At 39.5% G+C, this 12387-nt stretch carries 11 protein-coding genes; 8 read left to right on the top strand and 3 right to left on the bottom strand.

The window, feature by feature from the left end; genetic code table 11:
- Positions 1-12 precede the first annotated feature (12 nt).
- Genes murB through HLH14_RS08465 form a run of 3 tightly spaced genes read left to right on the top strand, consistent with a single transcriptional unit; the run spans position 13 to position 3225 of the window.
- Positions 13-1047 carry a UDP-N-acetylmuramate dehydrogenase gene (murB, locus tag HLH14_RS08475; protein WP_171532901.1) on the top strand — a complete coding sequence of 345 codons (1035 nt, stop codon included), beginning with the start codon at positions 13-15 and terminating at the stop codon, positions 1045-1047.
- A 7-nt stretch (positions 1048-1054) separates the two neighbouring features.
- Positions 1055-2182: a YdcF family protein gene (locus HLH14_RS08470; RefSeq protein WP_171532900.1), complete on the top strand. Its 1128-nt coding sequence runs from the start codon at positions 1055-1057 to the stop codon at positions 2180-2182.
- Positions 2182-3225, top strand: a complete 1044-nt coding sequence (locus HLH14_RS08465) for an alpha/beta hydrolase (protein WP_067726148.1) — start codon at positions 2182-2184, stop codon at positions 3223-3225. Before HLH14_RS08470 ends, HLH14_RS08465 begins: the two co-directional genes overlap by 1 nt.
- Positions 3226-3313: 88 nt before the next feature.
- On the opposite strand, the gene HLH14_RS08460 is transcribed toward HLH14_RS08465, so the two are convergent.
- The gene (locus tag HLH14_RS08460) at positions 3314-4984 is read right to left on the bottom strand and encodes an FMN-binding glutamate synthase family protein (RefSeq protein WP_214645556.1); all 1671 of its coding nucleotides are present in this window, start codon (positions 4982-4984) and stop codon (positions 3314-3316) included.
- Between the two features lie 527 nt (positions 4985-5511).
- Positions 5512-6510 (bottom strand): helix-turn-helix transcriptional regulator, encoded by a 999-nt coding sequence (locus tag HLH14_RS08455; protein WP_067726150.1) that lies wholly within the window; start codon positions 6508-6510, stop codon positions 5512-5514.
- A 244-nt stretch (positions 6511-6754) separates the two neighbouring features.
- Here HLH14_RS08455 and HLH14_RS08450 point away from each other — a divergent pair, with 244 nt between their 5' ends.
- The 5 genes from HLH14_RS08450 (at position 6755) to HLH14_RS08430 (ending at position 11026) form a co-directional block, all read left to right on the top strand.
- Positions 6755-8308, top strand: coding sequence for a circularly permuted type 2 ATP-grasp protein (locus HLH14_RS08450; protein ID WP_171532899.1), 1554 nt, complete (start codon positions 6755-6757; stop codon positions 8306-8308).
- A 24-nt stretch (positions 8309-8332) separates the two neighbouring features.
- Entirely contained in the window at positions 8333-8935 is a 603-nt protein-coding gene (locus HLH14_RS08445; RefSeq protein ID WP_067726153.1) for an alpha-E domain-containing protein, read from the top strand.
- The gene (locus HLH14_RS08440; protein WP_171532898.1) at positions 8932-9711 is read left to right on the top strand and encodes a transglutaminase family protein; all 780 of its coding nucleotides are present in this window, start codon (positions 8932-8934) and stop codon (positions 9709-9711) included. Before HLH14_RS08445 ends, HLH14_RS08440 begins: the two co-directional genes overlap by 4 nt.
- Before the next feature lie 26 nt (positions 9712-9737).
- A complete protein-coding gene (locus HLH14_RS08435) occupies positions 9738-10478 on the top strand; it encodes a proteasome-type protease (protein WP_067726157.1) in 741 nt (246 codons plus the stop codon).
- 125 nt (positions 10479-10603) lie between these two features.
- A complete protein-coding gene (locus tag HLH14_RS08430) occupies positions 10604-11026 on the top strand; it encodes a BLUF domain-containing protein (RefSeq protein WP_067726159.1) in 423 nt (140 codons plus the stop codon).
- 55 nt (positions 11027-11081) lie between these two features.
- Here HLH14_RS08430 and alr read toward each other — a convergent pair whose 3' ends face one another.
- Complete coding sequence (gene alr / locus HLH14_RS08425; protein WP_067726161.1) at positions 11082-12149, bottom strand: alanine racemase; 1068 nt, start codon at positions 12147-12149, stop codon at positions 11082-11084.
- Positions 12150-12387 lie beyond the last annotated feature (238 nt).

Genomic DNA, 12387 nt, shown 5'->3' with positions numbered 1-12387 from the left:
AGGTTTAAGCACATGAATATTCAAACTCAAATTCAACTTAAGCCTTTTAATACCTTAAGTCTTGATGCGACTGCATCACATTACATTAAAATCCAATCGCAACAAGAGTTGGTGGATGCCCTAAATTATGCCAAGCAACAACAGTTAAATGTTCTGATTCTGTCTGGTGGTAGCAATATGTTATTGCCTGAACATATTCATGCGCTGGTGCTGCATATGGATATTCAGGGTATTGAATATCTTGCTGAAGATGAACACAGCAAGACTGTTCGTGTGGGTGCAGGTCAAATATGGCATGACTTCGTTTTGTGGACCACAGAGCAAAATCTGTATGGCTTACAAAATTTGGCTCTTATTCCGGGTTTAGTCGGTGCGTCTCCAGTACAAAATATTGGGGCTTATGGCGTTGAAGCCGGTGAGTTTATTGAATCGGTTCAGGTTTATGATCGCCAATTAGAAAAATTCAGTACTATTCTGGCTGTAGACTGTGATTTTTCATATCGACATAGTATTTTTAAAGATGATCCGAATCGTTTTGTGATTACTCATGTGACTTTTAAATTGCTTAAACACGCGAATCTAATGTTGAATTATGGTGATCTCAAGCAAGCAGTAGGTGATGAGCAAACCGCTGAAAACTTGCAAAAGCAAGTGATTCAAATCCGTCAAAGTAAGTTGCCAGATCCAAAAGAATATCCCAATGTGGGAAGTTTCTTTAAAAATCCGGTGATTTCAGAACAGCTTTATGACTATTTAGCACTATCATTTCCGAATTTGCCCCATTACCCTCAAGCGAAAGGTGGCGTTAAAATTGCAGCAGGCTGGTTGATTGATCAATCGGGTTGGAAAGGTAAGCAGCTAGGTATGGTGGGTATGTTCCATAAACAAGCCCTGGTTTTGGTGAATTATGACCAGGCAACTTTGGCTGATGTGAAAGCCACTTATCATGCCGTACAACACGATGTGCAGCAAAAATTTAACATTTTATTAGAACCTGAACCGGTACTGTTTGATGAAGCCGGTTTAATTCGTTCACATTTGGAATAAGAAAATTATGGCGAAATCGCATTGGATGGTTCGATTGGTACAAATAGCATCGGTGTTATTTGTTCTTTTCGGCTGTTTCATGGTTTTGATTTATTCGCCATTTTATTCAGGCTGGGTGGTAAAAGCTCTGAATAGTTTTGTTCCTGTTGAAGTCAATCAAGTGGCTGCGAAAAGTCAACAAATGGCTGCATTGAGCGAACATGAAAATCTGGAGCCGGGTTCTAAGTTATGGATTGCTCGACAAGCCTATTTAAAGTTGATGGAAGAAGCGATCCAAAACCATAATTCGCAGAATTTGACTGTGATTCAGGCACGTTATAAAGCCTTGCAACAAATGATTGAAGAAGCGCAACAGGAGGAAAATGATGATCAGGAAAAACCACGTATTCCCTTGCTTGCAAAACCGGTAGATGAAGAGATAGAACAGGAAGATCCCGCTCAAACAGTTAAAGATTTGTTGGACTTGAACAGTACTGAAAATAAAGCGTTGATGGAAAAATATGTAGAATTTCTTCGCACACATGAAATTGAACAGGAACTGGTCGCTCAAGAACCTGTCGATGAAACCATTTATCAAGATATTGCATTAATTCACGAACAGAATGAACAACCTCAGCTACAAAGTTCAAAACCTTATGCGATTGTGGTCTTGGGTGGCGGACTCACTTTGGATAAAAACGGCAAAGATATTGTGGTGAATGACTACACACGGCTGCGTTTAGAAAAAACTTTAGCCATTGAAAAAGAATATAAACTCCCGATCGTACTGAGTGGTGTGGAAGCACCTTATATGCAGCGCTGGTTGAAAGAACATGATGTGGATGCGAAATTGCTGGAAGATCGAAGCATGAATACCTGCGAAAACTCGCGTTTTAGCTCGTTGTTATTGCAAAAAAAAGGTGGAGCACCGAGAGTGATTTTAATTACCGATCGTTATCATATGCCGCGTACGCGTCGTTTATTTGCCTTAAATGGTATTGAAACTATGCCTGTTGAAGCGCCCATGCCGACACATCTGACACGCTGGCGTCCAAGTGAGCGAAATTATGATCATAGCCGCCGTGCAAATTATGAAATGTTAGCCACGATTCGTGATGTCTGGTTTGGTTCCAGTGATTGCCGGGAGGTGCCTTGATGCCAGATATCCCATTTTTAAATCCCAGTATTTTAAAACAGCTGGATTTGCCGGTTCCAAGTCGTGAAACCACACCTCAATTGCTTGAAGCCTTAAACCTGAATAAGCCTTATCAACCTTCAGTGGAGATTCAGGCTTATCGTAAATTATATGGTATGCATTTACTGGATTGTGAGCATTGGCAAGGCTATGTACAAATGCCTTTATTCAAATTGCATGTACAGGTATTCCAACCCAATTTAGCCAATATTGCTTTTAATAAAATACGCGGAACCGTGTTTTTATTGCATGGCTATTTGGAACATAGTGGTATTTATCAGCCGATTATTCGCGAATTACTGGAACAGGGTTTTAGTGTCATCACCTATGATTTGCCCGGTCATGGTTTAAGTGATGGCTCACCTGCGAACATTAAGAACTTTGACCATTATCAGCAGGTTTTGCACGCTGTTTATCACTATGTTAAAAATGCCAGTCAACTGCCTAAACCATGGTTGGGAATTGGACAAAGTACCGGTGGTGCCATTTTGCTGCATCATTTACTGGAGTTTGCGGAACGCCGTGAAAATCCATACGTGGAGCGGGTTTTATTACTTTCTCCACTGATTCGACCGGCGAAATCGGCCTGGTGGCATAATTCTGTAGGTTTGGGCATTATTCGCCGCATCAAGCGTCAAGTACCACGTCATTTTAGACGTAATAACCACAATCCAGAGTTTCTACGCTTTGTGCGTTTAAAAGATCCCTTACAGCCTCGTATGATGGGCATGGACTGGATTCTAGCCATGTCCAAATGGATGCAGGAGATGGAAGCACGTCCTGCATGTCGTATTCCTGTATGGTTGGCGCAAGGTGCGCAAGATCAGACCGTGGACTGGCGTTATAACATTGAGTTTATTCGTCGTAAGTTTCGGCTACAAACCTTATTAATGCTGGAAGAAGGTTCGCATCAGTTAATTAATGAACGCGCTGATATTCGTGCGGCATTAACGGGTTTAATTCCAGCATTTTTACATGCCCAAAGTTCAGATGGTTATTATTGATTTTCTATTTAATCAACGTAGAAGAGAGGTCATATTGACCTCTTTTTTATTGAAAAAAATGTGCTTCTTTTTTGGTTTATGTCGTTGATTAAAATTTCTCTGCGTGGGCTAAATGCCACATCTGAGAATAAAAGTTTTCGCTATGTTTCGCTTCGCTGCTGAGTAATTCACCGTCTTTTAACCAGAAGTGTAATTGCTTATAGTTTTTAATTTCCCTGTCGTTAATGCGTTGTGCTAAATGATGGGCCTTAATATCAGCTGGGTGTTTTAGTCCAGCCGCTGCAATCATTTCGGATAAGGCGCGCAGGGTATTTTTTTGAAAATTCAATACACGAACTGCCTTGGTTGGAACATGCAGGGCCATTTGACGCTCTTGATCTTGGGTGGCTACTCCGACCGGGCATTGGTTGGTATGACAGCTTTGCGCCTGTATACAACCGACAGCGAACATAAAACCACGTGCCGAATTTACCCAGTCAGCTCCAATGGCCATGATGCTGGCAATATCAAATGCACTAATAATTTTACCACTGGCACCTACTTTAATTTGATTGCGTAAGCCTGCACCAACCAAAGTATTATGCACAAACAGTAAGCCTTCTCGTAACGGTGTGCCCACGTGGTCAATCAGTTCAATCGGGGCGGCACCGCTACCTCCTTCAGAACCATCGACCACAATAAAGTCAGGCACAATTTTGGTTTCCAGCATGGCTTTAACAATACTCATAAATTGCCAGGGCTGACCAATACAAAGCTTGAATCCAACCGGTTTACCGCCAGATAGTTCACGCAGTCGCTGAATGAAATGCATCATTTCAATCGGGGTGCTAAATGTCGAATGTTGCGAAGGGGATACACAGTCATGATCACGACTCACGCCACGAATTTGGGCAATTTCTGCTGAAATCTTGCTTTTAGGTAAAATACCGCCATGCCCGGGTTTTGCCCCTTGCGATAACTTGATTTCAATCATTTTGATTTGTGCTAACTGGGCTTGTCGGGTAAATTTTTCCGGATCAAACTGGCCATCCAGCGTACGACAGCCAAAGTAGCCACTGCCCAGTTCCCAGACAATATCGCCACCATTTTCCAGATGATAAGGACTAATGCTGCCTTCACCTGTGTCATGGTAAAAATTGCCCATTTTCGCACCCAGATTTAAAGCACGAATGGCATTGGCACTGAGGCTGCCAAAACTCAGGGCGGAAATATTCATGATGGAAGCACTATAGGGTTGCTGACATTGATGATTACCAATCTGAATACGAAAACTTTCAGGGTCAGCAGGCTTGCATGGCGTAATGGAATGAGTGATAAAACGATAGTCTTGCTGATAGACGTCAATAATAGAACCAAAGGGTTTGTCTGCATTTTCATTCTTTGCCCGCCGGTAGACCAGGCTGCGTTGCATGCGTGAAAATGGCAGGGCATCTTGATCAGATTCAATAAAATATTGACGAATTTCAGGACGGAAATCTTCGAAAATAAAGCGGAAATGTCCAATGATGGGATAATTTTTTAGAATTGAATGTTGGCTTTGCAAGATATCATATACGCCAACCAGTGTAAGGATTCCTGAAATCAGCCATAAAGAATTCAGAAAGGGATCTGAAAGAAAATAATGAATAGATTGAGGCTCATAGATAATACGAAACCAGCTAATCGTTAAGGTAATAAAAATACAGCTAAACCAGACTGAGTATCGTGAGAAAAAAGTATTTAAAAGTCTATGTCTGACGGCTTGGGCTGGAACTGGCATTTTCATGTTTTCCATCGAATTCTGCATAACATGAATCTGCCTATTTTATATACACTGCACAAGTTCTGATTTGTAAAATCCATATGTATAAGTCATGGATCGGTGGCCTTAAAGATAAGCATGGGCTGTACAAGTTTCACTTAAATTAAAGTAAGGATTAAAAATGTACAGTATATGAAAAAGGGGAAATAGAGATTCACAATAAATGCTTAATAAAAATTCAGCTTAAAGCTTCTGATCTTATGATTTCTCATTCGTTGGATTGTGGGCTACATTGGTTTTACGTTAGCAACAGAGGTAATTCATATGACGATGAAATCAATTCGATATAACACTGGAGATTTGGCGTGCTAAAGCGCAATGTTTATTTCTCCATTGATAAAATCAGCCGCCATCAAGCTTTGTATCAGGGTGAAACAATAAAGCTTGATGTTCTTGAAGCCCACAGTACGACAATAAAAAATAGATCCAAATAGAAATATTCTCCAGTCCCAATCATTGGGACTTTTTTTATTTTAGTATTTTATTTAATCCGTAATTTGCCGTACAGCATTCGAAACTTCAATCGGCTCAATCTGCTGAATTTTATTGCCAAAACTTCTTAACCACCAAGTCAATTGTGAGGTAAAAGGCACGGTTGCTGTGACTTGGGCTAAACCATTGTCCAGTTTTTGGATGGTCTGGTCTTTACTGAGTTGGCTTTCATCAAAATAATGGGCATCTTCTTCAGACATAATTAGTTTTAATGCCACATTTTCGGTCGGTTTGGTATAGTCAACTCTAAAGCCTAATGCCCCAGAATCGATATAAGCATCGATATCAAAGTTAACTGGATGCATGGCACGCGAATTTAGCACTATTGCTGATCTAAAACGGTGCAGGGCAAAGGTCTGAATGTCGGTTTTATCATGACGGGTACAGATTAAATAAATGATTGCACCTTTTTGTACCAAAGCTAAGGGGTTCAAAATATAGGTTTTTTCTTCACTTAAATGACTGCGCCCCTGATAGACACATTCCAGTTGTTTATCTTGCAGTAAGCCTTCATAAATGGCTTGTTGCGCCAGTTTATCGACTACAGGCGGAATCAGAGGTTGAGTGGCAGGAACAATACGAACCCGGTTAATCCATTGTCGGACATTGTTTTGGGTCGATAGGCTACGACGCGCCAAATCAAACCACGGGTTCATTTCTTCAATCAAGCTAGGCGGCAGCAAGTGCTTTAAATGTTCTTCGACCATCATAAAGGTCACCGCTTGAGAACTGGTCATATGCGGCAGGCTTTGAATAGGTGCATCCGAGCGCCAACGCCAGCCCTGAGGCACAGTTTTACTGCTTTCTATGGGAAAGCGTAGCGAGATCTGATTTAAGTCACGTTGAATGGTGCGTAAGCTGATATCAATACCTTCACGTTGCAAAATTTCTTGTAACTCTCGGGTACCCATCCACTTCCCGGTAGAAAGACGAGATAAAATTTGCCATTGTCGGTACAGGCTGTTCGAGGTTTCTTTTTCTTGTGAGGACATAGCTTAAATTAAAAAACGAGTAGCTTGTTTATATCTCCATTGAATGCTGAACACAATAAAAAACCTGAATATTTTTCGACAGTCTTCCAATTGAGCTCGTCTATATTTCGAAACATGTTTGATCGAAACGGCCATTGAATAACACATATCTTGATGAATAAATAGACAAAAGCGATAAAAGGATTTTTATTGGCATATTTGTTGCTTAATTGCATTCAAAATATATAACAATTAAGAGGGTTGTATGCTTAAAGAAAAGGATCGAACAGATTTAACGTCTACGGCTGAAGGGTTTTCTCATCCGGCGGGAACTAATGTTAATCCATCAACAGGAGGATATAAGAATCATTCGAAAATAAGCGGTTTATTTCAGCAGCTCAAATCACATTTTTTTAATGAAATGGTGGATGATCAAACCATGTCAGGGGAGACCTGTAGCAAAATAGAACATTGGTTATCACAGCATACTATTGATGAATTAAAGTTGTTAAACCAAGCAGCGAAAGATCACTTTTTGTATGAAGGCATTACTTTTACTGTCTATGGGGAATCGGAAGGGATTGAACGAACCATTCCTTATGATTTAATTCCGCGGGTGATTGAGAAAAAGCAATGGAATAAAGTCGCACTCGGTTGTTCGCAACGGGTACGTGCGCTGAATTTATTTTTGCATGATATTTACCATCAACAAGATATTTTAAAAGCCAATATTGTGCCTGAACTGCAAGTGCTGACGCATGAAGCTTATCAACCGCATATGTATGCACACGATTTAAAGGGTAAAATTTATAGTCAGATTAGCGGGATTGATATTATTCGCGACCGACATGGCGAATTTTATGTACTGGAAGATAATTTAAGAACGCCATCTGGTGTGTCTTATATGCTGGAAAGCCGCAAAATCAGTCAAAAATTAATGCCGGATTTATGTCAGCAAAACAATATTCTGGGCATTGAACAATATCCGCAATTACTTAAAGAAGTTTTGGCTGAAAATGCCTATGTCGATAAGCCTTTTATTGTTGTGTTAACGCCTGGACGTTATAACAGCGCCTATTATGAGCATTCTTTCCTGGCAAGGGAAATGGATGTGCCTTTAGTGACATCACGTGATCTTTTTGTAGAAAACGATAAGGTTTATGTCAAAACCATCTGTGGAAGACAGCAGGTTGATGTAATTTATCGTCGAGTGGACGATGCATATCTCGATCCATTATGTTTTATGCCTGATAGTACTTTAGGGGTGGCTGGATTAATGTCAGCCTATCTACGTCACAATGTTGTGATTGCAAATGCACCCGGTACTGGTGTGGCGGATGATAAATCGATCTATCCTTATGTTGATAAAATGATTCATTTCTATTTGGGTGAGCAAGCCATCTTAAAAAATGTACCGACTTACCAATGCCGCGAAGCTCAAGATCTGGATTATGTCCTATCCAACTTAGAGCAATTGGTGGTGAAAGAAGCCCAAGGTTCGGGTGGTTATGGCATGTTGATTGGTCCACAAGCCTCGAAAAGTCAAATTGAATCATTTAGAGACAAAATTATTGCGACACCGAATCTGTATATTGCGCAGCCGACTTTGGATTTATCAGTTTGTCCAACCTTAAACGATTTTGGAGTTGCAGAGCGTCATATCGATTTACGTCCCTTTGTCTTAAGTTCACCCTACCGGACAGAAATCGTTCCCGGTGGTTTAACACGAGTGGCAATGCAGGCGGGATCTTTAGTAGTGAATTCTTCACAAGGTGGTGGAGTTAAAGACACATGGGTTGTCGATAATCTTCATTCTTAAACATCTAACCATGGGAAAGAAATCATGATTTTATTAAATAGTAATGCTCAACATATTTTTTGGTTAGGTCGGTACTTAACGCGTATTCAGTATTTGTGTAGTCAATTTCCATTTCATAATAACCAGGACGCATTGGAATATGCGCATGCATTTTGCTTGCCGGCTTTTGATGCAAGCTCGTTAAATACATTATTGCTTGATACAGAACAACCTTCATCTTTTGGCCAGCAATTTCAACATGCCAAAGATAATGTACAGGATTTACGTGGGGTATTTTCCGCAAAAGCTTATGCGGAACTCAATCAGCTGATCAAAAATGCCACTGAAAATGTCTCTTATATTTGTGATGTTGCCGGAGAGTGTCAGGAGATATTGGAAGCCGAATCTGAATTTATCTTTCTATTTTTTACTTTGGGACAAAATATAGAACAGCTAGATCGACAGCTTCGTCTAAAACAAGATCGAACCATGACACTGGAAAATATTGATAAAACAGTCGATTTATTGAACCAGATGGGTTGGGATCGACTGGATAGTGCATGGCAGCAACTTAAGTTAAAACCAGACAGCATGAATTTTTATCAGTTTAGTGACCATATTCAAAATCTATTTGAGGTGGATGTATGAAGCTGATGATTAATCACCAAACCCATTACCGATATACTGATCAAGCGCGTAACAGCATTCAATATATCAAGATGACTCCAACCTCGAATGTACATCAGCAAGTACATTCTTGGAATGTGAGTGTACCTGGTGAGAAACAAGTTCAATCTGATGCTTTTAATAATGTCTGGATCACCAGTTCGCAGCGCCAGCCTTATCAACAAATGACCATTATGGCGCAAGGCATTGTGGAAATGAATCCGAATAGCCAATTTGGAATTGATATTGCCGTCAATCCCAAATTGTTTCTACAGCCTACGCCAAGCACAATGTGTAATGCAGAAATGAAAAGTTTTGCAGAATGTTATGTTCCTCAGTTGAATCGAGCCAACCTAATGGTTTTGTCTGAAGCAATACTCAATTATATTCCTTATGTGCCTGATCGAACCTCTGTACAAACCTCTGCTATTGATGCCTTCCAATGTCGACAGGGTGTGTGTCAAGATCATAGCCATGTGTTTATTGCGATGTGTAAGCACTTAGGTTTACCTGCACGCTATGTATCAGGTTATTTATTTGTACCCAATACATCTCACCTTGCAAGTCATGCTTGGGCAGAAGTATTTTTTGAAAATTCGTGGTATTGTTTTGATACCAGCAATCAGTTGTTTGTGCCTAATTCGCATATATATGTGGCAATCGGTCGAGATTATTGGGATGTTGCACCAGTAAGAGGCATAAGAGAGCGTGGTGGTATTGAGTCTATGAATTCTATTGTTCAAGTACTCGCTTGCTGAAAATTTAAAAGTCATAAGGAGTTCTCATGACTTATTGTTGCGCGCTACGTTTAAAAGATGGTTTGGTCTTTGTTAGTGATACGCGCACTAATGCGGGTGTGGACCATATTTCGGTATTTCGTAAACTCTATACCTTTGGTGTGGAGGGTGAACGATTTATCACGATACAAACATCTGGAAATTTAGCCACAACACAAGCAGTCATTGGTCATTTGAACAATCACTTGGAACTTGGCCAAGAACCCAACTTGTATAGTGTCAATACCATGTTCGAAATGGCAGAGTTGGTGGGGCAGACATTAAGAAAAGTCATTGCTGATGTTACCCAAGATACTCACAATCACGAACAAAATAATTATTATTGTAGTCTTTTACTGGGTGGGCAAATTAAAGGTTCAGAAATGGAACTTTATAATATTTATCCGCAAGGTAATTTTATTTGTGCAACGGAAGATACGCCTTATTTTCAAATTGGGGAAAGCAAATACGGCAAACCGATACTCGATCGGGCATTAATTTATGAAATGCCTTTAGATGAGGCGGTACGTTGTTGTTTGATCTCGTTTGATTCTACTTTGCGTTCCAATGTTTCAGTTGGAATGCCATTAGATACGATCGTTTATGAAAAAAATTCGTTACATATTCCGAATGGCAAGCGGATCTATGAAGAAGATCCTTATTTTAGACAATTGAGTAAACAATGGTCAGATACTTTACGCCGTGGCTTACAAAAATTGCCTATTCCAACAGATGATTATCTAGATTAATCGCCTGTTATTCACAGCTAAAAATACATCTGCTATATTTTATCCAATGGATAAATTCCATTGGATATTTTTATCTTTTATTAATATTTATTTTTTATTTAAAAACAATAAGAAGGCATTGGGTCATGATATTTCAGCTGTGTTATGCCAGTAAAAAAACCTCAAATGATGAAACCATTTTAAAAGATCTTCGGGATATTTTAACTGAGGCGAGAGATTTTAATACAAAGCATCAAATTCATGGAGTTTTGTATTATGCCGATGGTTATTTTTTTCAATGTCTGGAAGGCGAGGAAAAACATATCCTGACGCTTTTAAATAAACTGAGAGAAGATCCTAGACATCACGAAATCGTTTTGCTTAAAACATGTGCCTTGAAGGAAACTAACTTTTATAATTGGTCAATGAAATACGTGGGGCGAAATAGTAAGATACAAAACTATTTTAAATCTTTGGGCTATAACAGTTTTGCCCCAAATCAGTTAAATGAAGAAAGCCTAGATGCTTTCTTGAACTTTTTATATGATGTGCAGCCTAGTGTGGCTTAATGATTGAGTTAAAAAAAACCCAAATTAAACTTGGGTTTTTTTAAAATTTAAATATCTACTTTCTTCTTGGGCGAGCACTTAGGCGGCACAAGAGTTCATAACCAATTGTACCATTGGCTTCTGCAACATCATCGACTAAGCGGTTTTTGCCCCAAAGTTCAACTTCTGTACCAATTTTTGCATCTAAGCCTGTGACATCAATGGCAATCATGTCCATAGCAACACGACCAATTACCCGTGTTTGTTGACCATTAATTGCAACATAGTTTTGTTTGGGGAAAGCACGTGGGTAACCATCACCATAACCAATCGAAACAATGGCTAAATCCATTTCTTTTTCAGCGCTAAAAGTTGAGCCATAACCCACAGATTCACCGGCTTGAATATGGTTTAAAGCAATAATTTCAGCAGTAAAAGTCATCACTGGTTTAAGGTCTAAATCGTGCACTGATTTATCCGCAAATGGTGATGCACCATAAAGCATGATTCCTGGACGAACAAAATCAAAATTCAATTCAGGCCATTTATAAATGGCTGCCGAATTACAGCAAGAAGCCATCACTGGTGCACAAGCTTGTTTGACTTGAAGGAATTGATTTTTTTGTTGTTCATTTAAAGGATGATTTTCTGCATCAGCATTGGCAAAGTGCATGGCTAAAACACAAGTAAAACCTTCTGCTTTAAGTGAGTTAATCACCGCAATAATTTCTGGTACTTTAAAACCCAGACGGTTCATACCGCTATTGAGTTTGACCCAAACTTTTAAGTTTTTGCCAATATAGGCATTTTTGTATGTTCGCAACCAATCGAGTTGTTGTTGGTGATGTACAACGCATTCAATGTTATTTTCAACCACAACCTGCATTTCATCTTCAGAAAAAATACCTTCGATGAGAGTAATCGGTTGTTGATAGCCGAGTTCACGAATTTCAAGTGCTTCTTCAAGGCAGGCGACACCAAAGGCATCCGTTCCACTTAAGGCTGTTAAACAGTCTTTGACTCCATGTCCGTAAGCGTTGGCTTTAACCATACTTACAATTTGAGCAGTTGGTGCAAGTTGTTTAACACGGTTTAAATTATATTGCAGGGCTTCTCTGTCAATATAAACTGTTGCTTGGCGCACCCTAGTTACTCCTTGGGGTTACATGAAACATTACAGCAATTTGAATAAAATTACTTATAAGCTACGATCAGAATCTTGAAGATATGCTTGTCATCTCACTCAAAAGGGAGTGAGCAACTTAAGCAGAATAGAGTGCCATATTGTATTCCTATGACTGAAAATAAACACTAATTTAAAGTATATTTCAATAAAATTTTAGATAGCATTGTTTGATTCTATTATTAAAATATCAGGGTAG

The sequence above is a fragment of the Acinetobacter terrae genome (assembly GCF_013004375.1).
Classification (GTDB): domain Bacteria; phylum Pseudomonadota; class Gammaproteobacteria; order Pseudomonadales; family Moraxellaceae; genus Acinetobacter; species Acinetobacter terrae.
Note: the sequence above shows the minus strand (reverse complement) of the source record. Positions and strands in the feature narration are given on the sequence as shown.